Source organism: Janthinobacterium sp. Bl 1 (assembly GCF_058215535.1).
This window is the reverse complement of record NZ_CM177086.1, coordinates 5,195,666-5,222,356: the sequence shown is the minus strand read 5'-3', so window position 1 is coordinate 5,222,356 and position 26,691 is coordinate 5,195,666. Positions and strand designations below refer to the sequence as shown.

The 26,691-nt window shown below is 61.6% G+C and carries 27 protein-coding genes; 4 read left to right on the top strand and 23 right to left on the bottom strand.

What is annotated here, in order from left to right:
• Nucleotides 1-19: 19 nt before the first annotated feature.
• From fliM to AC4BCN_RS23490, 9 genes are all read right to left on the bottom strand, one after another.
• Nucleotides 20-1,006 (bottom strand): flagellar motor switch protein FliM, encoded by a 987-nt coding sequence (gene fliM / locus AC4BCN_RS23530; RefSeq protein ID WP_034754035.1) that lies wholly within the window; start codon nucleotides 1,004-1,006, stop codon nucleotides 20-22.
• Between the two features lie 6 nt (nucleotides 1,007-1,012).
• Complete coding sequence (gene fliL, locus AC4BCN_RS23525; protein WP_128142213.1) at nucleotides 1,013-1,525, bottom strand: flagellar basal body-associated protein FliL; 513 nt, start codon at nucleotides 1,523-1,525, stop codon at nucleotides 1,013-1,015.
• 186 nt (nucleotides 1,526-1,711) lie between these two features.
• Nucleotides 1,712-2,968, bottom strand: coding sequence for a flagellar hook-length control protein FliK (locus AC4BCN_RS23520; RefSeq protein ID WP_490491883.1), 1,257 nt, complete (start codon nucleotides 2,966-2,968; stop codon nucleotides 1,712-1,714).
• 19 nt (nucleotides 2,969-2,987) lie between these two features.
• Nucleotides 2,988-3,428, bottom strand: coding sequence for a flagellar export protein FliJ (fliJ, locus tag AC4BCN_RS23515; protein WP_139092279.1), 441 nt, complete (start codon nucleotides 3,426-3,428; stop codon nucleotides 2,988-2,990).
• A 32-nt stretch (nucleotides 3,429-3,460) separates the two neighbouring features.
• Nucleotides 3,461-4,777, bottom strand: coding sequence for a flagellar protein export ATPase FliI (gene fliI / locus AC4BCN_RS23510; RefSeq protein WP_232731380.1), 1,317 nt, complete (start codon nucleotides 4,775-4,777; stop codon nucleotides 3,461-3,463).
• 89 nt (nucleotides 4,778-4,866) lie between these two features.
• Nucleotides 4,867-5,568: a flagellar assembly protein FliH gene (locus AC4BCN_RS23505; protein ID WP_139092333.1), complete on the bottom strand. Its 702-nt coding sequence runs from the start codon at nucleotides 5,566-5,568 to the stop codon at nucleotides 4,867-4,869.
• A 43-nt stretch (nucleotides 5,569-5,611) separates the two neighbouring features.
• Entirely contained in the window at nucleotides 5,612-6,610 is a 999-nt protein-coding gene (fliG, locus tag AC4BCN_RS23500; RefSeq protein WP_034754023.1) for a flagellar motor switch protein FliG, read from the bottom strand.
• Nucleotides 6,603-8,318, bottom strand: a complete 1,716-nt coding sequence (gene fliF, locus AC4BCN_RS23495; RefSeq protein WP_139092277.1) for a flagellar basal-body MS-ring/collar protein FliF — start codon at nucleotides 8,316-8,318, stop codon at nucleotides 6,603-6,605. The genes fliG and fliF overlap by 8 nt, the downstream gene beginning before the upstream one ends.
• A 75-nt stretch (nucleotides 8,319-8,393) precedes the next feature.
• Complete coding sequence (locus AC4BCN_RS23490) at nucleotides 8,394-8,750, bottom strand: hypothetical protein (protein WP_314606218.1); 357 nt, start codon at nucleotides 8,748-8,750, stop codon at nucleotides 8,394-8,396.
• Between AC4BCN_RS23490 and fliE the strand changes: the two genes are divergently transcribed.
• Nucleotides 8,647-8,949, top strand: coding sequence for a flagellar hook-basal body complex protein FliE (gene fliE / locus AC4BCN_RS23485; RefSeq protein WP_230517249.1), 303 nt, complete (start codon nucleotides 8,647-8,649; stop codon nucleotides 8,947-8,949). The genes AC4BCN_RS23490 and fliE overlap by 104 nt on opposite strands.
• Before the next feature lie 143 nt (nucleotides 8,950-9,092).
• On the opposite strand, the gene AC4BCN_RS23480 is transcribed toward fliE, so the two are convergent.
• The 9 genes from AC4BCN_RS23480 to AC4BCN_RS23440 form a co-directional block, all read right to left on the bottom strand.
• Nucleotides 9,093-9,839, bottom strand: coding sequence for a flagellar brake protein (locus tag AC4BCN_RS23480; protein WP_490491882.1), 747 nt, complete (start codon nucleotides 9,837-9,839; stop codon nucleotides 9,093-9,095).
• A gap of 25 nt (nucleotides 9,840-9,864) precedes the next feature.
• A complete protein-coding gene (locus tag AC4BCN_RS23475) occupies nucleotides 9,865-10,191 on the bottom strand; it encodes an EscU/YscU/HrcU family type III secretion system export apparatus switch protein (RefSeq protein WP_035821344.1) in 327 nt (108 codons plus the stop codon).
• Nucleotides 10,184-11,362, bottom strand: a complete 1,179-nt coding sequence (fliK, locus tag AC4BCN_RS23470) for a flagellar hook-length control protein FliK (protein ID WP_490491881.1) — start codon at nucleotides 11,360-11,362, stop codon at nucleotides 10,184-10,186. Before fliK ends, AC4BCN_RS23475 begins: the two co-directional genes overlap by 8 nt.
• A gap of 26 nt (nucleotides 11,363-11,388) precedes the next feature.
• The gene (locus AC4BCN_RS23465; RefSeq protein WP_490491880.1) at nucleotides 11,389-11,715 is read right to left on the bottom strand and encodes a flagellar protein FliT; all 327 of its coding nucleotides are present in this window, start codon (nucleotides 11,713-11,715) and stop codon (nucleotides 11,389-11,391) included.
• 3 nt (nucleotides 11,716-11,718) lie between these two features.
• Entirely contained in the window at nucleotides 11,719-12,165 is a 447-nt protein-coding gene (gene fliS, locus AC4BCN_RS23460; protein ID WP_490491879.1) for a flagellar export chaperone FliS, read from the bottom strand.
• A 22-nt stretch (nucleotides 12,166-12,187) separates the two neighbouring features.
• The gene (gene fliD, locus AC4BCN_RS23455; protein WP_490491878.1) at nucleotides 12,188-12,826 is read right to left on the bottom strand and encodes a flagellar filament capping protein FliD; all 639 of its coding nucleotides are present in this window, start codon (nucleotides 12,824-12,826) and stop codon (nucleotides 12,188-12,190) included.
• A gap of 87 nt (nucleotides 12,827-12,913) precedes the next feature.
• A complete protein-coding gene (gene fliD, locus AC4BCN_RS23450; protein ID WP_490491877.1) occupies nucleotides 12,914-14,866 on the bottom strand; it encodes a flagellar filament capping protein FliD in 1,953 nt (650 codons plus the stop codon).
• A gap of 233 nt (nucleotides 14,867-15,099) precedes the next feature.
• A complete protein-coding gene (locus AC4BCN_RS23445; RefSeq protein ID WP_070303638.1) occupies nucleotides 15,100-15,465 on the bottom strand; it encodes a flagellar protein FlaG in 366 nt (121 codons plus the stop codon).
• 84 nt (nucleotides 15,466-15,549) lie between these two features.
• Complete coding sequence (locus AC4BCN_RS23440) at nucleotides 15,550-17,034, bottom strand: flagellin N-terminal helical domain-containing protein (protein ID WP_072455362.1); 1,485 nt, start codon at nucleotides 17,032-17,034, stop codon at nucleotides 15,550-15,552.
• A gap of 607 nt (nucleotides 17,035-17,641) precedes the next feature.
• On the opposite strand from AC4BCN_RS23440, the gene AC4BCN_RS23435 reads away from it, so the two are divergent.
• Nucleotides 17,642-18,304 (top strand): DNRLRE domain-containing protein, encoded by a 663-nt coding sequence (locus AC4BCN_RS23435; protein ID WP_338679501.1) that lies wholly within the window; start codon nucleotides 17,642-17,644, stop codon nucleotides 18,302-18,304.
• 59 nt (nucleotides 18,305-18,363) lie between these two features.
• Here the strand turns inward: AC4BCN_RS23435 and AC4BCN_RS23430 are convergent, their stop codons facing one another.
• From AC4BCN_RS23430 to AC4BCN_RS23415, 4 genes are all read right to left on the bottom strand, one after another.
• Nucleotides 18,364-19,935, bottom strand: a complete 1,572-nt coding sequence (locus tag AC4BCN_RS23430) for a diguanylate cyclase (protein WP_490493628.1) — start codon at nucleotides 19,933-19,935, stop codon at nucleotides 18,364-18,366.
• A 198-nt stretch (nucleotides 19,936-20,133) separates the two neighbouring features.
• Nucleotides 20,134-20,781 carry a response regulator gene (locus AC4BCN_RS23425; RefSeq protein ID WP_034753998.1) on the bottom strand — a complete coding sequence of 216 codons (648 nt, stop codon included), beginning with the start codon at nucleotides 20,779-20,781 and terminating at the stop codon, nucleotides 20,134-20,136.
• 30 nt (nucleotides 20,782-20,811) lie between these two features.
• A complete protein-coding gene (locus tag AC4BCN_RS23420) occupies nucleotides 20,812-22,314 on the bottom strand; it encodes a sensor histidine kinase (protein WP_490491876.1) in 1,503 nt (500 codons plus the stop codon).
• A 17-nt stretch (nucleotides 22,315-22,331) separates the two neighbouring features.
• Nucleotides 22,332-22,919: a hypothetical protein gene (locus AC4BCN_RS23415; RefSeq protein WP_230517261.1), complete on the bottom strand. Its 588-nt coding sequence runs from the start codon at nucleotides 22,917-22,919 to the stop codon at nucleotides 22,332-22,334.
• Nucleotides 22,920-23,034: 115 nt separating this feature from the next.
• On the opposite strand from AC4BCN_RS23415, the gene greB reads away from it, so the two are divergent.
• A complete protein-coding gene (gene greB / locus AC4BCN_RS23410; RefSeq protein ID WP_035821325.1) occupies nucleotides 23,035-23,601 on the top strand; it encodes a transcription elongation factor GreB in 567 nt (188 codons plus the stop codon).
• Between the two features lie 71 nt (nucleotides 23,602-23,672).
• Complete coding sequence (locus tag AC4BCN_RS23405) at nucleotides 23,673-24,317, top strand: transposase (RefSeq protein ID WP_490491875.1); 645 nt, start codon at nucleotides 23,673-23,675, stop codon at nucleotides 24,315-24,317.
• Nucleotides 24,318-24,352: 35 nt separating this feature from the next.
• Here the strand turns inward: AC4BCN_RS23405 and AC4BCN_RS23400 are convergent, their stop codons facing one another.
• On the bottom strand, nucleotides 24,353-26,635 hold the full coding sequence (locus tag AC4BCN_RS23400) for a RelA/SpoT family protein (RefSeq protein WP_456150739.1): 2,283 nt from the start codon (nucleotides 26,633-26,635) through the stop codon (nucleotides 24,353-24,355).
• Nucleotides 26,636-26,691 lie beyond the last annotated feature (56 nt).

Genomic DNA, 26,691 nt, shown 5'->3' with positions numbered 1-26,691 from the left:
AGCAGGTTTGGTCAGGTGTTTAGTGGTTGTTCATGTTATCGGCATTAGCGAGGAGTTTCTCCACCTTCAATGCATATTGTCCGTTCAACACGCCGTACGTGCAATCCATCACGGGCACGCCATCGACGGTGGCGGCGATCAGTTCCGGAATATTCAGCGGGATGATGTCGCCCACCTTCATGTTCAGGATTTCATCGAACGACACGCGCGCCGTGCCCAGCGAGGCCACCAGCTCGACTTCGGCGATCTGGATCTGCTGCGTCATCAGGCGGATCCAGCGCTTGTCCACTTCCAGCGCCTCGCCCTGCAGGCTCGAGGTCAGCGAATCGCGGATCGGTTCGATCATCGAATACGGCATGCAGAAGTGGATTTGCCCGGAAACGGAGCCCAGTTCCACCGTAAACGTGGATGCCACCACCACCTCGTTCGGCGTGGCGATGTTGGCGAACTGCGTGTTCATTTCCGAGCGGATATATTCAAACTCAACGGGGAAGACCGGCTCCCACGACTTGGTGTACGCCTCGAAGACGATATCGAGGATGCGCAGGATGATGCGCTGCTCCGTCTGCGTAAAGTCGCGTCCTTCGACGCGCGTATGGAAACGTCCGTCGCCGCCGAACAGGTTGTCGACCAGCAGGAAGACGAGGCCCGGATCGAAGACCATCAGGGCCGTGCCGCGCAGCGGCTTCATGTGCACCAGGTTCAGATTGGTCGGCACCACCAGATTACGGATGAACTCGCTGTATTTCGAGACGCGCACGGACCCGACCGACACTTCGGCGCTGCGGCGCAGGAAGTTGAACAGGCCCACGCGCAGCAGCCGGGCGAAACGCTCGTTGATAATTTCCAACGTCGGCATCCGGCCGCGCACGATGCGCTCCTGGGTTGCCAGGTTGTAGGTACGAACTCCCGTGACGTCTTCCGGCGCCTGCGCGTCGTCCTGGTCTCCGTTGACACCCTTCAGAAGGGCATCGACTTCTTCCTGGGAGAGGAAATTATCGGCCATGGCTGCTTATTGAATGATGAATGCGGTAAATAATACGTCCGTCACGTCCTGCTCCGGCCCTTTGTCCTCGAACGGCTGGTTCACCTGATTGATGATTTCGGCCGCCAGCTGCTGCTTGCCTTCCACGGTATTGAGTTCGGACGCCTTCTTGCCGGACAGCAGCAACAGCAAGCGGCTGCGCACTTTTGGCATGTTCAGCTTGATCGAGTCCATTTCTTCCGGACTGCTCACCTGCAGGGTAAACGCGATCTGCAGATATTGCTCGCCATTTTCCGGCTGCAAGTTGACGGTGAAGGCATCGACGGGCACGAAAACGGGTGGACCTGCCTTGGACGCGGCATGTTTTTTCTTGTTCGGCGCCGATTCTTCTTTATCGGCCTTGCCATGCAAGAAGTACCAGGCGGCACCGCCACCGATGCCGCCGGCCACCAGCACCGAGGCCAGCACAATGATCAGAAGCTTCTTTTTCGAGGCGCCGGCGGGAGCCAGGCCTGCATCTGCTTTCGGATCTGCTTTCATTTTTGGATTTGCTTTCAATGGTACTCGGGTGCATGGAAGTGGATCACGACGCCATTATGTCATTATCGGCAAATTCTGCGCAGGAGGATGCAGTGAAAAGAGGGCGGAAGCGCCCTCAACTCGCTGTTTTTATACGAAAAGTTATGCCGTGGGGCGCGCCTGTGGCCTGCGGACGACGAATTGTCCTCAGGCAAAGGTATCCACGGCACTCAGGCTGGCCCGGCTGCGTCCGGCCGTCGCCGGCGCGATGGCGATCTCGCCACCGGAGGCGCCGCCGCTCTGGCCATTGCCACGGCGTTCGCCCGAGGCAGCGCGTTCGCCATTGTTTTGCTGTTCCGGCGTGCCGGCCGAGACGGTGGCGCTGCCGAAGGCGATGCCCGCTTCGCTCATCATTTCGCGCAAGCGCGGCATGGCCGCTTCCAGCGCCTGGCGTACTTCCGGCTGGGCCGACATGAAGGCGGCGTCGGCCTGGTCATTGGTGACCGTCAAGACCACTTGCACGGGTCCCAGGTCGGGCGGATTCAGGGTCAGGGTGGCGCTCTGGTCGCCACCGGCCGCCATCCACACGACTTTCTGCCCAAGTTGCTGGTCCCAGGCCGGCGAGCCGACCCGGCCCGTCAGCTTGTCGGCCGGCACGGCCACGGCGGCCGCCGCCTGCTGCAGCGCGCCCGGCTGCAACTGGGCCGCCAGGCGGCTCAGGTCGGCTGGCGTTTCCTTGAGGATCGGTTCGGCCACGGCGGCGCCCGCTTTGGCGGTCGCTGCCAGTTGCGCGTCGATGGCCAGCTTGCCCGGCTCGGCCTTGCTGGCCGGCACACTGGTGCCTGGTGTGGCGGCCGTCTTGCCTTGGGCCTGGCCCAGACTGTCGGCAAAGTCGCCGCCGTCCGCTTGCGCGATGACGCTGGCGGCCGCCTTGCCGCTGCCCTGGCCGGCTGCCAGCAACGGCCCCGTTGCCAGGCCCTTGCCGTCGGCCTTGACGCCGGCGCGCACGGGCAGTTCCGGCACGGCCTTGGCCGCTGGCGGCTGGATGGCCAGCTGGATGCTGCCCACGAGGGCCAGCATCTCGGCGGCCGGATCGGCTGGCGGCGCTGTGTCGGGGGGAACATTGGCCTCGGCGGCGCTGCTGCCGCTGGCTTGTGTGGCCGCCGCTTCGGCCGACTGCGCCGACGGCTGTTCGCTGCTGGCCGCCTGGTCGGTGCCCGCTTGCGCCGGCTTCGGCGCATTGGCGGGCGCTGCCGTGGCGGCGGGGCTGGCAGGACGCGCCGCCGGCGCTGCTGCTTGCGTTTGCGCCATATTGCGGCTGGCCTGGCGTTGCTCGATCTGGCGGTTCAGGGTGCGCTGGAAGTCGCCCGCCGCACCGCTGGTGGTCGGCTGGCTGCGGTTGGCGGCGCCCGGCGTGGCGTTCGGCGAGATAATCTGGGAAATCGGGGTTGGCTGGGTTTGCATGATGCTGCCTCAGTGTTGCTTAGCGTTTGTAATAGGCTTGTCGCGCCGCGTGCTCATCCATTGCTTTCTGGTCGCGCTTGTTTTCCAGCTTCAGCGCCTGTTCCTGCGCCCGGTTGTTCAGGGTCGTGTACGACATGCGCTTGCGTTCGGCCAGCTGCCAGCGCATCTTTTCATTGTCGCTGCGCGCTTGCGCATGCTCGACCACTTGCTGCTGGCCCATGATCGCGCTGTCGAGCTTGGCCATGAAAGCCTGGAAATTGCGGTACGCCATCGGCGTGATCCCGTTGCTCATGCTCGCCTCGAAGCGCTGGGCATAGTCGTCGCGGTAGCCGGACAGCATGTCGAGCTTCTGGCGGCAATCATCGAGCGCTTTCAGGGCCGCACCCAGGCGCTTGGCGCAATCGTCCGTTTCGCGCTGGGCGAGGTCGATCAGGGTTGCAAGTTGGGAAGGAGAAGCCATGGCTGATTATATTCCCGCTATGCAAGTCCTAATCAGTCGAATAGAGCGGTAAGTTGCCCCAAGCTCTCGTCCATGCTGACCCGCTCCGTGATTTGCTGTTGCAAAAACGCTTCAATCTTTTCATGCAGGGCGATGGCTTGGTCCAGCACGGGGTCGGTGCCGGCGCTGTAGGCGCCCACGCTGATCAGGTCGCGGCTGCGCTCATAGCGCGAATACAGCTGTTTCAGCTTGCGTGCCTGCTGCTGGTGCTCATGCGTGGTGATCGAGTGGGCGGCGCGCGAAATCGATTGCTCGATGTCGATGGCCGGATAATGGCCCGCCTCGGCCAGGCGCCGGTTCAGCACGATATGGCCGTCCAGGATGGCGCGCGCCGAGTCGGCGATCGGATCTTGCTGGTCGTCGCCCTCGGTCAGCACGGTATAGAAGGCCGTGATCGAGCCGCCGCCTTCCTCGCCATTGCCGGCCCGCTCCACCAGCACGGGCAGCTTGGCGAAGACGGAGGGCGGATAGCCCTTGGTGGCGGGCGGTTCGCCGATGGCCAGGGCGATTTCGCGCTGCGCCATGGCGTAGCGGGTCAGCGAATCCATGATCAACAGCACGTTTTGCCCCTGGTCGCGGAAATGTTCGGCAATGGCCGTCGCATACGCGGCCCCTTGCAGGCGCATCAGCGGCGGCGTGTCGGCCGGCGCGGCCACGACGACGGAGCGGGCCAGGCCTTCGGCACCGAGAATCTGCTCGATGAATTCCTTCACCTCGCGGCCCCGTTCGCCGATCAGGCCGACGACGATCACGTCCGCCTCCGTGTAACGGGCCATCATGCCCAGCAGCACGCTTTTACCGACGCCGGAACCGGCGAACAGGCCCATGCGCTGGCCACGGCCCACGGTCAGCATGGCGTTGATCGAGCGCACGCCCACGTCCAAGGTATCGACGATGGGCGCGCGGCCCAGGGGATTGGCGGGGCGTACATTGATGGGGGCGCTGTCAACCGTGTGCAGGGGGCCGAGCTGGTCGAGCGGGCGTCCCGCGCCATCGAGCACGCGGCCCAGCAGTTGCGGACCGACGGGCAAGTGGCGCGCGCGGTCGCTGGGGCGGCGCCGCGGATGCGCCACGCTGCCGGGGCGGGGGATGGCCGGTTCGACGGAAAACACGCGCGTGCCGGGCACGATGCCCTCGACGTCGCTTTGTGGCATCAAAAACAGGCGGTCGCCTTCGAAACCGACGACTTCGGCCTCGACCCGGCCGCCATTCGGCAGCGGCACGGTGCAGGCGGCGCCGACGGCCAGGCGCAAGCCCACGGCTTCCATCACCAGGCCGGCCACGCGCGTGACCCTGCCAGAAATTTGCATCGGCTCGACAAAGCCGACGACGGCCGAACAGTCGCTCAGGTAGGCGCGCCAGCGCGCCGCATGGGCAGTGGGGCCTTTGACGGGCTCGCTCACGGCGCCAGCCAGTCCAGGTCTTTGCCCAGCGCATGCGTCAGGCGGTGCCAGCGGGTAGACGCCTGCGCGTCGATCTGGTTGCTGGCCGTGTCGATTTTGCAACCGCCGCGTTCCACGCTCGGGTCTTCGATGACACGCCAGCCGCCCTTGTCGAGCTCATCACCGATGCCGTCGCGCACCACTTGCGCGTCTTCCGGGTTGAGCATCAGCAAGGCCGGTTGTTGCAGCACGGGCAAGTATTCGATGGCTTCGCGCACGATCGGCAACATCAGCTCGGGGCGCACGGGCAAGGCAGTTTTCAGCATGCCCTTGGCCAGCTGCAGCGCCAGTTCCATCACGTCGTTGGCGATCAGTTCGTCGGCCTGGTGCACGGCCGTGCCGAAGTCGACGGCGATGGTTTGCAGGTGCGCCAGTTCCACGCTAGACGCCGCTTTGCCTTGCGCATACGACTCGGCATGGCCGTCGGCATGCCCGGCCGCGTGGCCTTCCGCATAGCCGGCAGCGCGGCCTTCCTCGAAGGCCGTGGCGCGCGCTTCCTCGCGGATGGCGTCGAGCTCTTCCTGCGTCGGGTATTCGAGCGGCGGGGCCAGCTCTTCCTCGTGCAGTTCGGCAAACGGGTCGAGCTCGGGTTCCGGATCCGGTTCCAGCAGCTTGCGCGCCGCCACCACGCTGGGACGCTCGTCGCCAAACGAGGTCATTTCCCAGCGCTGGTAGGCGGTTTGCTGCTCTTTGGGAATCAAATTAGACAAACGAATCCTCGCCTTTTCCACCTAAGACAATCTGCCCTTCGTCCGCCAGGCGGCGCACGATCTGCAGGATCTGTTTCTGCTGCGATTCCACTTCCGACAGGCGCACGGGGCCTTTCGACTCGAGGTCTTCGCGCATCATCTCGCCGGCGCGCTGCGACATGTTCTTGAAGATCTTGTCGCGCAGCTCCTGCGAGGCGCCTTTCAGGGCGATGATCAGCATTTCCGACTGCACTTCGCGCAGCAGCAACTGGATGCCGCGGTCGTCGATGTCGATCACGTTGTCGAACACAAACATTTCGTCCATGATCTTTTGCGCCATGTCGTTGTCGTAGTTCTTGATGTTGTCCATGACGGAGCCTTCTTGCTCGCCGCTCATGAAGTTCAGGATCTCGGCTGCCGCGCGCACGCCGCCCAGCGACGATTTCTTGATGTTTTCGTTACCCGACAGCAGTTTCGTCAGCACGTCGTTGAGTTCGCGCAAGGCGGCCGGCTGCACGCCGTCCAGGGTGGCGATGCGCAAGACCACGTCGTTGCGCAAACGGTCGGTGAAATGGCCGAGGATTTCGCAAGCCTGGTCGCGTTCCAGGTGGACGAGGATGGTGGCGATGATCTGCGGGTGCTCGTTGCGGATCAGCTCGGACACGGATTGCGAATCCATCCATTTCAGCGATTCGATGCCGGACGCATCCTTGCCGCCCAGGATGCGCGACAGCAGCACGGACGCCTTGTCGTCGCCCAGCGCCTTGGTGAGGACTTGGCGGATATATTCGTCCGAATCGAGGCCGACGGTGGAATTGAGTTCCGTCTGCGCGCGGAAGTCGCCGAGCACCTCGACCACCTGCTCGTGCGCGATGCCCTTCATGGTGGCCATGGCGGCGCCCAGTTTCAGCACTTCGCGCGGGCCGAGGAATTTCATGACCTCGGCCGCTTCGCTCTCGCCCAGTGCCAGCATCAGGATCGATGCTTTTTGCAGTCCCGTTGTCTCAGTCATTATTGCCTATCCATGCTTTGATTACGTTGGCCACCACGCGTGGGTCTTCCTGGGCCAGTTTCCTGGCCATCGCCAGGTTTTCGCGATAACCGCGGGCCGTATCTTCTTCCAGCTCTTCCAGTTCCGCCTCGCTGAGCAGGACTTCGTTTTCTTCGTCCGTTTTCGCCAGTTCCGGCTCGATGACGGGCGGCGGGGCGCCGAAATCGTCGATCTTGCGCATCACGGGGCGCAGCATCGGACGCACGATCTTGATGAAGATATACAGCAGGATCAGGGCCGTGATGAGGAATTTCGCCAATTCCTTGGCCAGCGGCAAGTTGGCCGGGTCGCGCCACCATTCGAGCTTGCCTTCCGGCGCGCGGTCGATGCCGTCGAACGGCGAGTTGGCCACGCTGAAGCTGTCGCCGCGTTCCTTGTTGTAGCCCATCGCTTCCTTGACCAGATTATTGATCTGGACCATTTCGGCAGGGGAAATCGGCTTGACCGTGACCTTGCCATCCTTGTCGAAAGTACGGCGATAGTTGACGACGACGGCCACCGACAGGCGGCGCAGGCCGCCCATCGATTTCTGTTCGTAGCGCACGGTCTTGTCGACTTCATAATTCGTCGTCGATTCCTTTTGTGTCGGTGCCGTCGGTGCGCCGCCCGGGGCGCCCGGCGCCTCGGCCGTCAATGGCGCCGTCGCTACGCCAGGCGGCTGGTTCGACAGCGCGCCCGGCACGCCGGATGGGTTGGCATTGCCGGCGCCCGTCGATTCGCTCGTTTGCTGGCTGCGGATGGTGGACGCTTCCGGCGGCGAATTCGGCTTGTAGGTTTCGGCTGCCTGCTCGCTTTGCGAGAAATCGACGTCGGCCGTCGCTTCGGCACGTACATTGCCTTCGCCGACGATGGGCAGCAGGATCGATTCGACCTGCTTGATCACGCTTTGCTGCAATTGCTGCACGTACTTCAGCTGGTTCGGGTCCAGGCTCTTGATGCCGTTGGCGCGGTCCTTGTCCTTTTCCTGGTTCGACAGCAAGGTGCCGGCCTGGTCGACCACGGTGACATTGATCGGCAGCAATTCCGGCACGCTCGACGCCACCAGGTGGACGATGGCGCTCACCTGCAACTGATCGAGGCCGCGGCCCGGATGCAGGTTCAGCAGTACGGAAGCCGTCGGTTTTTGCTGTTCGCGCACGAAGACGGACGGTTTGGGCAGGGCCAGGTGGACACGCGCCGTATCGACGGCGGAGACGGATTCGATCGATTTCGCCAGTTCGCCTTCCAGCGCGCGCTGGAAATTGACCTGCTCCAGGAATTGCGAGACGCCCAGCTTCTGGTTTTCCATCAGCTCGAAGCCCACGTTGCCGCCTTTCGGCAAGCCTTGCGCGGCCAGTTTCAGGCGCGCATCGTGGACTTGCTCGGATGGCACGAGAATGGCGCCGCCCCCTTCGGAAAACTTGTGCTTGATGCCCAGCTGATCCAGCGAAGCGGTGATGGCGCCGCCGTCGCGGTCCGTGTAGTTCGAGAACAGGACTTTGTATTCAGGCGGCTGGTTCCACATGTACAGGGCCACGCCGATGGCGATCAGTGCCGCCACGCCCAGGCCGCGCAGGAAATTCTTGCCCATCGGCGTCTTGGCGAACGCTTGCACGGACTCTACGGGCGAGCGGGCAGGCGCCGGTTCCGGCGGTATGCGGTTCACATCGATTTCTTCGGCTACAGCCATGATTGCCTTCCGGGGCGCGTATGTTTGCTAATGAGTGGGGGCCGCTTCCACTGGAGGAGGGGGCGATATGCAGAATTATCCGCCACTGTCACGCGCTTCAATCGTCCAAATAGAAGGCGCTTTTGCCGCCTGCTCGGCCGAGCGGCTGGCGTTGGCGCTGGTATTGTGGAACCCTGGCAACATGTGACGGAAGTTATTGTACCCGTCGTTGCCTTGCAAGCCAGGGTTTTGTTCTCTGGGTGCAACAGGCATGGAACAGATATGAAGCAGACCAGAATCGGGAGGCAAAGTGAAAACAGGCGGTATCGATAGCAGCAGGATCGAGGCGATGATCGCGCAACTGAAGTCGGCGGCCACGCGGCCGGAGGCGAAAATACCGGCGATCCAGACCGAGATGCCGGCGGCGAAGGTGAATTTTGCCGATGCCTTCAAGAGCGCGCTGGACTCCGTGAGCGGCGCGCAAAAGGCTTCGTCGGCGCTGGGCCAGCGCTTTACCATGGGCGACGAAAAGGTCAGCCTGTCGGACGTGATGGTAGCGATGCAAAAGTCGAGCATCGAATTCCAGGCGACGGTGCAGGTAAGGAATAAATTAGTTGCTGCGTATCATGAGATCATGAATATGCAGGTTTGATACAGACAAGTGTATTGGTACGTCACGAACGCCTTACAAACCGTAGCGAGCGGAAGCCAGTTGTGGCCGAGAAGCGGAACTGTACTCTAGTACAGTGAGCATCGCAGGCCGCAAATGGCGACGCGCAGTAGGTTTGTAAGGTGTTAACCTAACCCAGCCATCCTGGCATTCCTCTCCCGCTCCAGCCGCGTGATGTAGCGCTGCACGTGCGCGAGCATGCTGCGCGGCAGGTCGACGAACTGGCAGCCGAGGCGGCGGTTCAGCTTGTTGTTCAGCAGAGTCATGTCCAGCGAATTGCGAATTTGCAAAGTCGCGGTGACGATGCCGACGTCGGGCAAGTCGATGCGGCAACCGGGATAGTCCCTGCCGATCGTTTCGCCCAGCATCAGTTTATTGTCGAGGATGGCGATGCCGCCGCAGCTGATGTCGGCCAGCGGGAACACGGTGTCGGCGCCACCGAGCGAGGGTGGCAGGGGAATCGAGACGCGCACGGGATTGCTCACGGGCGTCGTCATGCGGTAATACTCGCGCCGCTGCAAGCGGATCAGTGTTTCTGGTATGGCAATTTTCAAGGCGGGCGTGCCGCTGTAATTGCACTCTTCCACCAGGGCGCTGGTAAACAGGATGCGGATCTTGTCGAGCGAGGTTTCAAACGAAATACCCTTGGCGGCCAGCATGCGCCGGTTCTGGTCGGCATTCACGGAACGGTCGAGGATGACTGTGTTGCGGTCGGCATCGACTTCCAGGATGGACGTGACGCACACATCGGATTCACCGTGGATCAGCATGCGGATCAGCTGGTTCTTTTCGCTGATGCTGCGCAGCAAGGCAATGATTTCCCGCCGCGATTCCACTTCAAAATCATGCCAGTTTTCGAGGCCGGAATCCATAATATGTGCTTGCATTGATGCCTGTCTATGTATCGGTGAGGTTGACGCTGGTGTCGGGCGGCGGCGGAATCGGCCCGCCATTCGCAGATTCAATATGATATAACCAGGCCAGCAGTTCCGCAATCGCCCGATACAGGCCGGGCGGAATCTGGCGGTCCAGGTCGACATCCATCAGCAGCGCCACCAATTCCTTCGATTCATGCACGAACACGCCATGTTCGCGCGCCGTGCTGATGATCTGATCCGCGATCAGGCCGCTGCCCTTGGCCACCACCTTGGGCGCCGGCGTGCCGCTTTGGTAGGCCAGCGCGACGGCCGTCTGCGGCACCTTGCGTTTGGTGTCGTCAAGCATCGTCTTCTCCAGCCGCCTCCGGCTTGCCGGCGATCGTCAACGACGACAAGGGCCAGCCAGCCGCGTCCAGCGACGCTTCCAGCCGCGCCGCATGCTGGCGCAAGGTGTCGGCGCTGCCTTCGCTGCCCGCTTGCAACTGGATCGCCACTCTGCCGCCCTGCAGGACCACGTGCGCGGCCAGGTCGCCCAGCAGGGGGAACTGGAAGCGCACATTGCTGCGCCAGGCCGTCGCTTCCTCGTCGCCCTCGCGGCCATCGTGCTGCTGCCCTTCCGGCGCATCCTTGCTGATATCCCACTGCATCTTCTGCCCGGGCCAGGCTTCGCCCTGCCACTGCACGCGCGCCTGTTCGTGCGTATGCAGCTGCAAATTGATCAGTTGCGCCGAAGCAAGGTCGGTGCCCGTTCTGGCCATGTCGCCCTGTGCCGCCTTCTGCATTTGCGGCTCCAGCAGCAGCGAGGCCAGCGGCCGCTTGCCTTCGGCCCATTCGGCCACATGCGATTCATAGAACAGGCCGCTGCTGCCGACCGCATCGCGCAGGTTCTGGGCCACTTGGGCCGGAGCGGCGCCCGGCGTGGCCATCAGCGGCGTCTTGCCGACCAGCGACAAGGGCGCGCCGGGCACGCTTTCCGCCTGGCTCAGTACAGTGCTGATGGCGCGCGCGGTGGTGCTCAGCTCGGGCGCGGGTGTGTCGCCTGCCAGCGCGGGCAGCAGATTGGCCGGTGTCAGGGGCGTACGGCTGAGCAGGGTGGCGGCCGTGCTGCTGGCACGCGTGCCAGCCTGGGCGGCACCGGCCTGGGGCCCGCGCGTTTCTGCCGCGTCGGGTTCGGCTTCCGCGTCCGCATATGTCAGCAGGGCGCTGGCGGGCTGGTCGCGGTTATTGCCGATTTGAAAAGAGGGGCGGGGATTGATGCCGATCAAGGTCAGCGGGATTTCCGTGCCCGGCTGGGCGCCGGCGGGCAGCTGCATGCGGGCCGGCGTGCCGGCCACGCGCACGAGGAAGCTGCCATCGCCCATGCGGGCCAGTACCTGTCCCTGCATGGATTTGCCGATCAGTCCCTGCAGCGAGCGCTGGAACTCGGCCTGGCGCGGGTCGGCGACGGCATCGGCCGCCCGGGTGACCTTGACCGGGGTCAAGGGCGTCATGCCGATCGCATCCATCTTCGGCAACATGATAGCTGACCTTGCCCCGTGGGCGTTTAGACGCCGTAGGCGTTGGCCAGGCGTCGTTCGGTGCCGGTGCTGTTGATCAGCTTGGACAATTGCGCCATCCACGGCATGGTGAGGTCGCGGATCTTGCGGTCGTCTTCGAGCATCTGCTTGATCAGCGTGACCTTGCGCTGGCGGCCAGCACTTTCCAGCACGACTTTTTCTTCGTTTGTCTTCAGCGCGGCCACATGCGCGCTGATGCGCTGTTCCAGCGCTTCGAGCTCGTCCCAGTCGGCGTTGGTGGCGGCGGTCACCATCTGGCCCGTCAGGGTCTGCATGGCTTCGTAGGTGGTCAGGACTTCTTGATTCGTCATCATGGGTCAGGCGCTCGCAAGGCTGGGCATACGTTTCAGATCGGCACCGGGAATGGCGGCGGGAGTGGCGCCTATGGCGTTCCAGGTTTCGCGCAGGTCGGTCAGCAGGCGCTGTACTTCTTCAAGCTGGTTGATGTCATTGTTCAGATTGGCCGTCAGCAGGCGTGCGCTCATGTATTCGTACAGGGCGTCGAGGCCTTCGGCGATCTGGCCGCCCGCGTCCTTGTCCAGGCTGGCGCGCAAGCCATTGTCGATGATCTGGATGGCTTTCGAGATGGACTTGCCTTTTTCCGGCACGTTGCCCGATTTCATGTGCATCTGCGCGCTGAGCACGGCCACCAGGGCGCCGTCGTACAGCATCACGATCAGCTTGTGCGGCGAGGCCGAAACGATACCCGTTTCCAGGCCGACCTTGGCATAGGCATTGACGCCGCGTTGTTGGGTTCCAAACATATAATTCTCCTGATGATTGGGCTTAACGGTTGGCGGCGAGGGCGGCCAGCTGCTGGGTCAAATACGATTGCGTGGTCGCCATTTTGCTCAGCGTCACGTCCAGGCGCGTGTACTGGGCGCGGTAGCGCGCTTCGATACCCGTCAGCTTGTCGGCAAAGCGCTGGCGCTGGTCGGCCACCGATTTGATGCTTTTGTTGATGCCTGTCGTGCGGCCGGTGATGAGGCCGTCCGTGCCGAGGAAGGAGGTGGCCAGGTTGTTCAGCTGGTAGGCGTAGCCCTGCGAAAAGCTCACCGTGCCTCGTCGTCCTATGCCGCCGCCCGTCACTTCGATCTTCAGGCCGTCGGCAGGCGAACCTGGCGCCCCCGTCAAGGTCTGGCCCGAACCGACGACGGCCTGGCCGCCGATGGTGCCGGCCACGTCGGTTCCCTTGGTGGGCGTGGCCGCGCCGATCAGCGATTCGACACCGGTGCCGGTCACGCTGGCCACAGCCAGGTTGGAGACCGAGCCGTAACGGGCGGACGCCACTACCAGGCGGCCATTGCCGTCGATCGAAGCCGTCACCGATCCGCCGTTTTCACCGAAGGTCTTCACGCCATTGATCGACGACTGGATCAGCGCGGCCAGCTGGGCGGGTGTATAGTTGCCAGCAGGAATGGTCACGGTCGCCGTGTTCTTGGCGGCCGCAGGCTCCGTATCATTCAGGGTGACGCTCCAGGTAGTGTCGCTGGCGATGGTCGTGCTGGCGCGCTACATGCCGTTCGAGGTGAGTGAACCCTGGCTGGCCATGTTGGTGATGTTCAGCGCATACGAACCGGGCTTGGTGGCGGCCGTCGAACTGGTGAAAGCCACGTTGCTGTCCGTGGTTTTTCCCAAGGCCGAGAAGAGGCCTGCCACGTCCGAGAAATTGGCGCCGATTGCCTTGTCCAGCAAGGCCGAATCGAGTACCAGGCTACCGTCTTTTTGGAAGGTAATGCCGACCTGATCCAGGGTCTTCAGGTTGCTGTCCAGTCCAGTGATCGACGTGCTCAGCTGTTTTCGCAGCTGCGACTGGATCGATTGCGTGGTCGAATCGCCCAGCATGATGCCGCCTGTCTTGGTTTCCGCGTTGTATGACGTCATCTTGGCAATCGACGCGTTCAAATCGTTGTACGCCTTGACGAAGGCGGTGACGCTGGTCTTGACCGTCGACGTATCCTTGGACACGGACAGCGAGCTGCTGCCCACCTTAGCGACGTTCAGGGTCACGCCTTCGATGGCGCTGTCGATGCTGTTCGAACTGTTCGTGATGGGAATGCCGTTCACGCTGAGCATGGTGTTCTGCGCGGCGCTGTTCTGTTTCAGGTTTTGCGTGCCGACAGCGTCGTAAGACAGCAAGGTCGCCAGTGCGCTGTCGGCGGGCTGGCCATCGCTGCCGCTCAGCGAAATCTTCATGGAGGAGTTGGCGCCGGACTTGACTGAGCTCAGCACCAGATGGTGGGGCTTGTCCGTACCATCGGAAACGATGCTGGCCGTCACGCCCAGGCCTGCATTGTTGATGGCGTCGCGGATGCCTTGCAGCGAGTTGTTCGTGGAATCGATGACCACCGTGCCCGTCGCCTGCGTCGCATCCTGGGTAAAGCCGCTGCCGATATAGCTGCCGCCGGCGCCGGCCGTCAGCCCGGCGGCGGCCGGATTGCTGCCGGCCACCGTGATGGGGCTGCCATTGGTCGAGGCGAGCGTGATGGAACTGGCGACCGTGACGTTAAAGCCCGTGTTGCGTGCGCCCGTGGCCTGGCCGATGCCGCCCTTGACGTCGCCCGTGACCACTTCCTCGATCTGGATGTTGGAGCCGTCGGCGCGCGTAAATTGCAGGGTGCCGTCGGCAGCCTTGCCGGTGACGGTGATGTTGGCCTCGGCCAGCGCGTTCGAGACGGCGTTCGGGCCGGCCAGTGTGGTGTCGAGCGAGGCGCCCGTGATGCCGCTCCCGGCCGCCACGCCATTGCCTTGCGTAACGATATTGACGCCGCCGACGGACAGCGAATAGCTGCTGCCATCGGCACCGGTGGCAACATTGCCATACCGGCCGAACAGGGTGGCGCTGCTGGCGGCCGGCTGCGCCGTTGCCGTCACGCCCGTGGTGCTGCTCTTGGCATTGATGGCTTCGGCCAGCGCGCGTGCTCTTGTCGTGCTGGCATCGGTGGGAATGGCCGTGCCATTCAGGGTCAGGGAGCCGTTGTTGATGCCGTTTTGCAAAGTGGTGCCGCTGAGTGCCGTACCTTTCATGCCGAAGATACCACCGGTAACATTGCCCAACTGGAAGGAAATGGTGGTCTTGGCGCCTGAGCCGATGGTGGAAATCTTGCTGGCGTAGCCAGCCGAGGTCAGGGTTTGCGACTGCGCCAGTTGGCTGACATTGATGTTGTAATTGCCGGCCACGGCCTTGGCGCCGGCGACGCCGGACAGCACCAGAGGGTCGGCAGGCATTGCTGAGACGGCGCGGAAATTATTGCTGTTGCTCAAGCCCGAGAGCGAAGTCTGGAAGGCGCCCACGGCGCCGCTCAGCGTGCCCAGCGCGCTCAGCTTGGCCTGGTAGGAAGCGGTTTTCTTGTCGTAGACGTCCAGGGGCAATGCTTCAGCTGTCATCAGCTTATCGATGAGGGCGGTGACGTCCAGCGTGCTGTTGCCGATGCCTGGGGAAGATAAGGTTGGTGAGATGGCCACTACATGCTCCTAGGAAAACACTAATATAAGCTGTTATCGGCAGAATCAATCAGGACTTGAGAGGGGCTTTTATGGTCCTGTTTTCATTTCGGGGAAAAAAGCGGCCTGGTGTGCGTAAAGGGTTGCTCTTGTGGTAATAAGAATACGGGGGCCGGCAGGCTGGCTGGCGGACCCCGGTGTCGTGCTGATGCATGGCGAAACATGGCAGCGCGGACGGTTTTGCATGGCATCCGTCAGGCGCTTTGGCTGATGAGCGCGCCTTTGGCTGACTCAAAGGCCTTGGCCAGCGCCAGGGCTTCCTTGGTCGGGATCTGCCGCAAGACTTCCTTGGTTTCCTGGTCGATCACCATGACGACTGTGCGCTGGCTGTCCTCATCGACGGAAAATTCCAGGCCCTGGGTCTTGATTTGTGACGACTGGTTCAGTTCCGATACCGCCTGGTCCAATTGGGCGCGGCTGGGTTCCTGCTCATTTTGCTGCGTTGTCACGGCGTCAGTGGTGCTGCGAGATGCCGCGGCACGTGCCGGCGCGATGTCTGCCGGAGTGTAACTCTTCTCGATCCGGCTGGCCGAGGCGGCTGATATCGTGTCTATAGTCATGGTGCTCTCCTAGTGAAAATTCCCCTGCCGAAAAAATCCGGCAGGGGAACCTGGGTCTGGCGATGTGACGAGACTAATCGAAGATTAGCCGCGCAGCAGGCTCAGCACGCCGTTAGGCAGCGAGTTTGCTTGCGCCAGCATGGCGGTACCAGCTTGTTGCAGGATCTGGCCGCGGGTCAGGCTGGCCGTTTCTGCTGCGAAGTCGGTATCGACGATGCGGCTGCGCGATGCGGACAGGTTTTCCGTCGTCGATTGCAGGTTCGAAATCGCCGAGGAGAAGCGCGATTGCAAAGCACCGTACTGGGCGCGTTGGCTGTTGACCGTCGACAGTGCCGCATCGGTGATCTTCAGGGCCAATTGCGCGCCCGCAAACGTCGTGACGTCCAGCGATGCAACCGATTTCAGCTGCGAACCAGCATTCGTGGTTCCAGCGGCCGCCGCACCCAGGCCCAGGCCGGAACCCGCATCGGTCACGGAGAAGCTGCTGTCCGAATCGAACGTCACGCTGCCGTTGGCGATACCAACTGCAGCTGCACCTTTGGTATCAGCAGCCGCCGACAACGTGTTATCCAAGTTGTAGGTTTTGACGTCCAGCTTGACAGCAGCCGTGGCGCCATTCGTCACCTGGATGTCGGCACCATTGGCATTACTCAGCTTGATGCCAGGATTTTTGGCGTCAAAACTTGCCGTGATGCCCGTTTTGGCGGTTTGTGCATTGATCGCGTTGATGCCGGCGGCAAAGTCGGCCGCCTGGTTGGCGGCGCCGGTGACGGTGAACGAAACAGTCACGGCATCAGCAGGTGCAGAATTATCGCCGTTCAATTTGAACGAGTACGATTCCGCACCCAAGCCCAGGTTGGCTTCGGTTTTTGCCGTGGCGGTGACGCCGGTGCTTGCCGTTTTGGCATTCAATGCGGCAGCGATCGACTTGGCGGTGTCGCCTGCAACGGTGGTGTACTTGTCGGTACCCAGCTTGCCGTTGACGGTGACATCTTTGGCTGCAACGACGTTGGTCGTGGTCAGTTTGGCTGCAACAGCGTTGTTTTCAACGCGGTTGTTGCCATATGTGTTCGTCAGGAAGTTCGCGCCGTTGGCGGAAATCAGCTGGTTCGCATCGGCGCCGACCTGGAAGTTGGCCGTACCCATGGTGCCATCGAGCAGTGCCTGGCCGTTGAACGAGGTGGTCGTGGCGATACGGTTCAGTTCCGAGTTCAGCTGCGTCACCTCGGTTTGCAGCGCCTGGCGGTCGCTCGACGAGTTGGTCGAGTTCGACGACTGTACGGCCAGTTCGCGGATACGTTGCAGGATGTCGCCCGAGCTCGACAGTGCACCTTCGGCCGTTTGGGCCAGCGAGACGCCGTCGTTTGCATTGCGGGTTGCTTGGGTCATGCCGCGGATTTGCGACGTCATACGGTCGGAAATCGCCAGACCAGCAGCATCATCCTTGGCGCTGTTGATGCGCAAGCCAGAGGACAAGCGTTGCAGCGAGGTGCTCAGGGATGCTTGCGAGGAGCCCAGGTTGCGTTGCGAGTTCAGGGAAGCGATGTTGGTGTTAATTACTGCAGCCATGTTAATTCTCCAGACAGGTACTACATTGCGCTATGTGCTAGTCACTTTGGCCTGCCCCGCTGTTCCGGGACAATCAAGCCGCTGTTGTTTAGGGTAACGGTTGCTCTGCGGGAAAATTTATGGCGAAAAGTGCTTTAAATTTTAATTTTTAGCCCTTCAGTTTGTCGCAGGCCGCGCGCTAGACGACATGCTTTTTGGAAACTTTAGGGTGAAAATAATTTTATTTTGTTGGGCAGGCGAGGGCCATGAGCAAATGATATCTCTTGAGGTGTTGTGAATGAGACATTTTTTGGTGTCAATGTTAAGGATGCCAGCTTCCTACGGTTACAGCGTACCTGTTTCAAGACAGGGTAGGAATTGTTCTTGTTCGGGCCTCAGCTACTATCCAATTTATCGGTTCTCCCACCTAATTTTAGTATTCTTGATTTTGATTATTTTAAAATTATATTTTTTGCATTATTGTTGTGTTTTTATTGTTATTGACGTGGCCTATTGCTTTTAAAGGCGTTAAGCATTATTGGGTTCAATTTTTCATCTTATAGGTGATGTGTTTCGGTATAGTCAAGGGAAGGAAGCTGGTATGACATGTAAGAGGATTATTTTTTCTGTGCTGTTATTGTTGGGGATTGCATCCTATGCACAGCAAAGTTTTGCGAAAGCAGTTGTTATTGCTCCTATGGAAGATATTTCGGTCTACGGCAATGGACGTAACGGTAACACCTATTTTTATAGTGGAATTTATGCGGGGAACGTGTTTAATGGCGGCGTAGCCAGGATGTATGAAAAGTTCAGCTTGCCTGCATATGTTGCCGGAAATTCCGTGACATCTGCACTGTTCGAGATATCGTACTCACCAAGGCAGAGCTATATGAATGGAGCTCCCCTGCAAATATGGGCTATGTCAAATGACTGGGATGGCGGTACGCTCACCCGTGGTAGAACGCCGGTTATCGATTACACTGCATCGCTGGGAAAAATCAAGGCCGGCATCAATTCCACCATATATATCGATATGACTGACTTTGCCAATCAGCAGTATCAAAAAAATGCCGGAGCGATGAGCTTTGTGATCATGTCGAAGAATGAAGGGCGAATAGCGGATGATTTTACCTATTTTGACGAGAAGAAGTCCCTGAATGTAACGTTAACATCGGCGGTCCCGGAACCATCAACATATGCGATGATGTTAATGGGGCTGTTAACATTGCTCTCGCGGAAAACCATTTTCTCTCAGGCGCGTGGTTCGTGGCGTAGCCGTCAGCGCGGTTAGTTATTGTCAGTCAATGATGAGAAGGTGCCGCTGCCGCGGCACTAACGGAGTTAATTGGTTCAGTCCGCCACCACCACCCGGTTTTTGCCCGTCTGCTTGGCCTGGTACATGGCGCGGTCGGCGCGCTTGACCAGCTCGGCCTGGTCTTCGTTAGGCAGGCGCAGGGCGACGCCGGCGGAAAAGGTGATCAAGACCTTTTCGTTGTCGTGCAGGAAGAAATGCCGGGTCAGCTCGCGCTGCAAGCGTGTCATCGTCGATGAGGCGGCCTCGACCGTCGTTTCCGGCAGCAGGATGAGGAATTCCTCGCCGCCGAAGCGGGCGATGACGTCCATCGAGCGCAGGGTTTCCTTGACGATTTTTACCAGGTGTTTCAAGGCGGCATCGCCGGCCAGGTGGCCGTAGGTATCGTTCAGGCGCTTGAAGTCATCGAGGTCCAGCATGGCGATGCACAGCGGCGTGCCGCGGCGGTCGGAGCGGGCCGTTTCGCGCTCGAACACGTCGTCCAGGCCACGGCGGTTCAGGCTGCCCGTCAGCTGGTCTTCCCTCACCAGTTCGCTCATATGCTGGAGCTTCGCTTCCAGGGTGTGGATGCGCTGCTCCGCATCCTGCACTTCCTGGCGCGCCAGCACCATCTTGTCGCGTGCGCGCAAGGCTTCGTTCTGCACCATGCGCGTTTCGCGCAAGACTTCGTCAAGAACGCTGTTCAGTTCGCTGATATTTTCCGCCTGGCTGATCTTTTCCGAATAGCCGCCGATCTTTTCATGGAAGTCGCCCGTGCTGGCCGCCACTTGCCCCAGGCGGTCGATGAAGGTCATCATCATGTTTTTCACCGTCAGCTTGACGTCGGACAGGCTGTGCTTGAGCTGGCTTTGCTTGTAGATGACTTCCTTCAGGCTGCGCGTGGCGTCTTCCAGCGCGCGCTGGTCGAGCGGGCCGGCGATCAGGTTTTGCACGGCATCGACCTGGCCGCGCAGCCAGCTGTCGTCGTCGAGCAACTGGCTGACGTTGTCGAGCAGCAGCTTGAACAGGCGCAGCAGCAATTCTTGCTGCTCGGCCGTGTCGCCGCTTTTCAGTTCGATCTGGTAGCACAGCTGCTTCAGGCGCAGGGCCGCTTCGTTCAGCGCTTCTTCCGTATGGGCCTGCTTGATGGCCGCGCCCAGCGATTCGGCCTCTTCCACCAGCGCGGGCGTGCCCGTCAGCAAGGTGGCGACGGCAAAGCCCAGGGTGCGGCTGAGCAATTCACGCAGGGTGCGCGTCTGTTCGCCGTCCGGCAGGGGCGGCAATTCGATGCCGCCGCCTTTCTTGACCTGTTTCTCCGCCAGTTGCGCCAGAGTGCGCGCATAGCTGTCCCAGTCGCGTGCTTTCAGTGCGCGCTGGAAACGCTTGCCAAAGTCGCCCAGTTCGCCCGCCGATTCGCTCATCTTGGCGGCAAATTGCGTCAGGACGTTTTCCGCGCCACTTTCCGTGGGTGCGCTCGCTGCCAGCACGGCACCAGGCGCCGCAGGGCTGTCCGCCGGTTCGCTGATGCCGGCGATTTCATTGTAGATATCGCGGTAGGCGCTCGGTGTCGGGGCGATGCGGCGCGTGGCCAGGCGGCGAAACGCTTCGCGGGCGATATCGGCCGGGTTCATCGCCGCGGCGGCGGTATTCGTGGCGCCAGCGGGAGCGCTTGCTGGGGAAGATGGCAATTTACTGGACATGTAGGCACAGCCTTTTCAGATATTTCTCATTATCCTCATGATATGCGAGTTGGCAAAGAACTTATTGTGCGAGAAGCAAGGAGAAGTCCTGCCAATTCGCCCGATGCCAGCGGGCATGCCGCTTTGCCGTCAATCCACCAGCTGGTTGCGGATGGCGTAGTGCGTCAGTTCGGCGCTATTCTTGAGTTTCATCTTGACCAGCAAGCGGGCGCGGTATTCGCTGACGGTTTTCACGGACAATTTCAGCTCCTCGGCGATGGCGCCTACCGCCTTGCCCGAAGCGATCATGACCAGGGTCTGGTATTCGCGGTCAGACAAGGTGTCGTGCAATGCCGTTTCGTGGTCTTCGCCCACCGTGTTGGCCAGTTCCTGCGCCAGCGAGGCGCTGATGTATTTCAAGCCTTGCGCCACCTGGCGGATGGCCGTGACCAGCTCGCGCGGCGCGCTCTGTTTCGTCAGGTAGCCGGCCGCGCCCGCCTTGAGCGAACGGATGGCGTACTGGTCCTCGCGGTGCATGGACAGCATCAGCACGGCCAGTTCCGGCTTTTCCTTCTTGATCTGCTTGAGCACCTCGATGCCGCTGCGGTCGGGCAGGGAGATGTCGAGCAGCAACACCTGGCATTTCGAGCCACGGAACAATTTGATGGCGTCGTGGCCATTTTCGGCTTCGCCGGCCACGATGATGTCCTTCGTGTCGGCGAGGATTTGCTTCAAGCCTTCGCGCACGATCGCGTGATCGTCGGCGATGAATACCCGGATGGTGGCTTTTTCTTTCATGACTGCGTTGTTTCCTATCTGATTCACCCACTAGGCCGCGTCTGGTGGCGGCCCGCTGTGCGCTGGCGCACTGGCTGCAGCCGCTATTATCGCCTCTCGCGCCGTGGTCAGCCGGATTTTTATGCTCAGGATGGTGCCGCCGCCCGGCCCATCCATCAGGCTCAGGGTGCCGCCCAGCGCGCTGGCCCGTTCTGCCATGCCGCGGATGCCGAACGATTGCGGCTTGGCGCGGTCGGACAGGCGCATGCCGACGCCATTGTCGGCGATCGACAGGCTGATATGCTGGCGCTGCCGGGCCAGGCGCACGGTGACCTTGCTCGCCTGCGCATGCTTGGCGATATTCGTCAGCGCTTCCTGGGCGATGCGGAACAGGCTCGTTGCCTGGTCCAGCTCGAGGTCGATGTGCTGGCGGTTCGAAATGAACTGGCATTCGATGCCTGCCTGGCGCGCGAATTCCTTCACTTGCCAGTCCAGCGCGGCGACCAGACCCAGGTCCAGCATGGAGGGGCGTAAGTCCAGCGAAATGCGGTGCACGGCGTCGATGCTGCGGTCGACCAGGGCGTCGACATAGTCGGCCTTTTCCTGCAGCTGGGTATCGTCCGGCGGCAGGCGGCGCGCCAGCATGGCCAAGGCCATCTTGATGGCCGTCAAATTGCCACCCAGGTCATCGTGCAGTTCGCGCGCCAGGCGCGTGCGTTCGTGTTCCTTGACCTTGTCGATATGCGCAGTCAGCTCGGCCAGGCGGGCGCGCGACTGGCGCACTTCGATCTGCTCGAGCCGGCTTTCCGTGATATTCGTCATGATGCCTTCCCACTGCACCGTGCCGTCGGCCAGCGCGCGCGGCGTGGAGCGCAGGTTGATCCATTTGACGTCTTTCCAGGCATCGATCCAGATGCGGCCTTCCCAGTTCCAGCTCCACAAGGCCGTTTTTGACGCCTGCATCGATTCCAGATACGAGGCGCGGTCGTCGGCCAGGATCAACTGGTAAAACAGTTCAGGGCGCGCGTGCAGCAATGCCGGGCTCAGGCCCAGCAGGGCCTGGCAACCGTCGCTCAGGTAGGCAAAGGACGCCCGTCCATCCGCATGCAGGCAGAACTGGTACACGAGGCCCGGCGTATTCGAGACGATGGCGTTGAAGCGCGACTGCACCTGCGCCAGCGCGGCGGCCGTCGCCTGCGGCGTGCGCAAGTCTTCTCCCTCGGCCAGCAGCAGGGCGCGGCCGTGGCGGTGGGCGCGCGACAAATGCAGGCTGAGCGAATACAGGCTGCCGTCGCGGCGGCGCTGCTGCACGTGCAGCCGGGCTTGCGCGCCGATGCTGTCGTCCAGGGTGGCCAGCACGGCGGCCAGCTGCTGCGCGTCGAGTTGCGGCGCCAGCGTGAAGGGCGTCATCGCCAGCAATTCCTTGCGCGCATACTGCAAGTTGTCGCAGGCGGCATCGTTGGCATCCAGCAATTGCAAGCTGGCCGCGTCGTACAGATAGATTTCCGGCGCCGCCGCGCGCAGGGCGGGCGCCAGCCGGGGCGTGTCGTGCATGGAGTTGGCTTTCTTCATCAGCGGCGGGCGCGCCAGAAGGCGGCGAAGCGGCGCAGCACCCTGGCAGGGCGGGAATTATGGCGCCCTGGCGTGCCTTTGCGCAAGCGCTGCCACCAGGCACGGCGGGCGCGGCCCAGCGCGGCCGACAGCCGGCTGACTCGGCGCCATGGACGCGTGGCGCGCAGGCGGGCGATCCAGCGGTCCTTGGTTTCCATGAACAAGCCATGCCAGCGCGCAAACCATGGCAAACTCAACAGGGTGGGACGGGTCAGGCTGTACAGGCGCGCGACGGCGGCCGCGCCGCCCAGCTTGGCGATGACGATCACGCCGATGCCGGAAAACGCATGGCCGCGCGCGATCGCCAGCAGGGCCAGCAGCTTGACGGGAAACAGCAGCACGGCCGGCAGCACGAAGATGGCCAGCGCCCAGTACGGCGGCAGGCGCCTGATCCACGCTTCGAGCGCATGCAGGGGCGGAAATTGCGCGATCACCTGCATGATGCGGGCCCCGGTCGCCCACAGCCATTCCTCGATCAGCAGGAAGATGGCGGCCAGGTAGACCAGCGGCGCGAACAGCCAGCGCCTGACTCTGTAGAATTTTTTCATCCGTCTCCGTGTGCGGCGCAGGTTTGCCGCGATTGCCACGATGATACGTCAAAAAAGCCCGCTTGCCCCCGCATCCCGTGTGCCCGTGGCTCCCTGGCGGGGCTACAATAGACAGATGAATAAAGCCTTTGTAAAAGAATCCGACAACGACGACGATGAAGAAGCGGCCGCGCTGGCGCTGGCCATTCCCGCCGGCGCCAAGAACTACATCACGCCGGCCGGTTATCAGCGCATCAAGGAAGAACTGCTGCAGCTGATCGACGTCGACCGTCCGGAAGTGGTGCGCATCGTCCATTGGGCGGCGTCAAATGGCGACCGTTCGGAAAATGGCGACTATATCTACGGCAAGCGGCGACTGCGCGAAATCGACCGCCGAATCCGCTTTCTCACCAAACGCATGGACCTGGCCGCCATCGTCGACCCCAGCGTGCACCATGGCAACGACCAGGTCTTCTTCGGCGCCACGGTAACTTACCGCACCAGCGACGGCGAAACGCACACCATCACCATCGTCGGTATCGACGAGTTCGACCCCCTGAACGGCAAGATCAGCTGGGTCTCGCCCATGGCCCGCACCATCACCAAGGCGCGCGAAGGCGACGTGATCACCCTCACCACGCCGCTGGGCGAGCAGGAACTGGAATTGCTGGAAGTGACGTATCCTGCGCCGGGGGAGGGGTAGTTTGCGGTGACGCAGGGTGTCGATAAGCCTGTCACGCCAAAATGGGACTTTCCTTTACGGGAGGCGCAGTCATGGCCCGCGTCCAGCGTTTGTTTATGCCTGGCATGCCCTTGCATGTGGTGCAGCGTGGAGCGGACAGACAATCATGCTTCTTTGAACCTGTTGATTTTCTTTGGTATTTGCAGCAACTGAGCCAGGCCTCACATGCGAAGCTGTGCAGACTGCATGCCTATGTCTTGATGACGAATCATGTGCATTTGCTGCTGTCCGCAGACACTTCCACTATTCCCTCTGGTTTAATGAAATCGCTTGCGCAATACTTCAATTGGCGTTACGGAAGGACTGGAAGCATATGGGATGGCCGTTATAAGTCTTGCCTGGTGCAAGATGAGTTATACCTACTGGTTTGTCAGCGTTATATCGAACTCAATCCGGTTCGTGCTGGGATGGTTGACTTGCCAGGAGCGTATCGTTGGTCCAGCTATCGCTGTAACGCGTGTGGCGAGCTTGATAGCCTGGTAACTGCACATCCGCTGTATTGGCGTTTGGGGAGAAGTCAGGTGGAAGCACAGGCTGCCTATCGTGAACTTTTTCAACGGGATTGGTCGTTGAGAGATTTGAGTCAGTTGCGCGCCAGTATCAATGCCGAATTTGCACTTGGTGATCAGGATTTTTTGCGACATGTTGCAGAACGCGGAGATCAGCCGCAGGCGTAAGCTTGGGGTCAGACCCGGCGGGTCTGACCCCAGGGCTAGTTACGTTCGCGCAGGATGCGGTTGACCCCGGCCACTCTGCGCACATTGCGCAGCAGGGCCGCCAGGTGGACCCGGTCCTTGACTTGCACGGTGAAGCGCAGCTGGTCGAGGACGTTGTCCTTGTCTTCGTCCATGCCCACATAGATGATGTTGGCGTCGGATTCGCCGATTTCGGCGGCGACTCTGGCCAGGATGCCCCGCTCGCTGTTGATCAGCACCTTGATGCGGCAGTCGAAACGGCGGTTCAGTTCGGTTCCCCAGCGCACGGCGATCCAGCGGTCCGGTTCCTTGGCGCGCTGGCGTTTCGCTTGCGAGCAGTCGCTCGTGTGCACGAGCAAGCCCTGGTCGCGGCGCAGCTGGCCGATGATCTGGTCGCCCGGGATCGGCAAGCAGCATGGCGCCAGTTGCACGGAGACGCCTTCGCTGCCGCAGATGGTGACAGGGTCGAGTTCGCTGCCGCTGTTGTGTTCCACCGGCATGCTGGCCGCTTCGCCGCCGATCAAGCCAAAAATGTGGCGCGCCACCAGGGTGGCCATGCGCTTGCCGATGCCGATGTCCGCATATAACTCGTCCATGGAATTGGCGCTCGATTCGTTGAGCAGGCGTTCGACCAGCGGTGCTTGCAGGTCGGCGTCGATGTTCAGGGTGTGCAGCGCCTGCGACAGCAGCTGCTGGCCCAGGGCGATCGATTCGGGCAGGTTGATCGTGCGCAGATGGTGGCGGATGGCCGAACGGGCCTTGCCTGTGCGCACGAACGACAGCCACGTCGGGCTGGGGCGCGACGAGGAATCGGTGATGATTTCCACGATGTCGCCATTGTGCAGCTCGGTGCGCAGGGGCGAGGTTTCGTTGTTGATCTTGACGGCCACGGTCTGGTCGCCGATGCCCGTGTGGATCGAGTAGGCGAAGTCGATGGCCGTGGCGCCGCGCGGCAGGGCGATGATCTTCGACTTCGGCGTAAACACGTAGACGGAATCGGGGAACAGGTCGACCTTGACGTGTTCGAGGAATTCGGCCGAGTCGCCCGTCTGCTGCTGGATGTCGAGCAGGGATTGCAGCCACGCATGCGTGCGCTGCTGCAGGTCGGACGGGTTCGATTCGCCGCTTTTGTAGAGCCAATGCGCCGCCACGCCGGACTCGGCCGTGCGGTGCATTTCCTGCGTGCGGATCTGGAATTCCACGGGCGTGCCGTACGGGCCGATGACGGTCGTGTGCAGCGACTGGTAGCCGTTCAGCTTGCGGATCGCGATGTAATCCTTGAACTTGCCCGGCATGGGCTTGTACAGGCTGTGCAGGGTGCCCAGGGTCACGTAACAGTCGGCAAAGCTGCCCACCACCACGCGGAAGCCGTACACGTCCAGCACTTGCGAGAACGACAAATGCTTGCTGCGCATCTTTTTATAGATGTCGTACAGGGTCTTTTCGCGGCCCGTGACGTCGGCCTCGAGTTCGGCCATGGACAAGGTGCTTTTCACCGCTTCCATGATCTTGTTGACCACTTCGCGCCGGTTGCCGCGCGCCGCCTTGACGGCTTTCGCCAGGGTGCGGTAGCGCATCGGGTACAGGTGCGAGAACGACAGGTCCTGCAGTTCGTGGTAGATGTTGTTCAGGCCGAGGCGGTGCGCGATCGGCACGTACACTTCCATGGTCTCGCTGGCGATGCGGCGCTTTTTCGCCGCCGTCATGAAGTCCAGGGTGCGCATATTGTGCAGGCGGTCGGCCAGCTTGATGAGGATCACGCGCACGTCGGACGCCATGGCCAGCAGCATCTTGCGGAAGTTTTCCGCCTGCGCTTCGATCTGGCTCTGGAATTCGATCTTTTCCAGCTTCGACAGGCCGTCGACCAGGTGCGCGACCGGTGCGCCGAAGCGCTCGATCAATTCATCCTTCTTGACGTCCTGGTCTTCCATGACGTCATGCAGCAGGGCGGCCATGATGGCTTGCGCGTCGAGCTTCCAGTCGGCGCAGATTTCGGCGACGGCGATCGGATGCGAGATATACGGCTCGCCCGAGCGGCGCATCTGGCCCAGGTGCATTTCGTCGGAGAAGCGGTAGGCTTCCTTGACTTTCTTCAGGTCGGCGGGAGACAGGTATTCGGCCAGCTTGTCGGCCAGATGGCTGACGGAGGCCACGCCGAGGGCGGGCGCTGGCGGTGCTGCGGGGGTATTGCTGCCGGACGTGCCGGTGCCGGGCGCGGAAGCGCCCTGCGATTTTGCCGCCTGGCGCGGGGCCAGGGGCGGCAGTGCTGCGGAAGTCGTGTCGGCTGGGGTCAGACTCATAAAACGTCGCGTTGCTTCACAGTGTGAATAAAGGATACGGTAGAACCAGGGGTCAG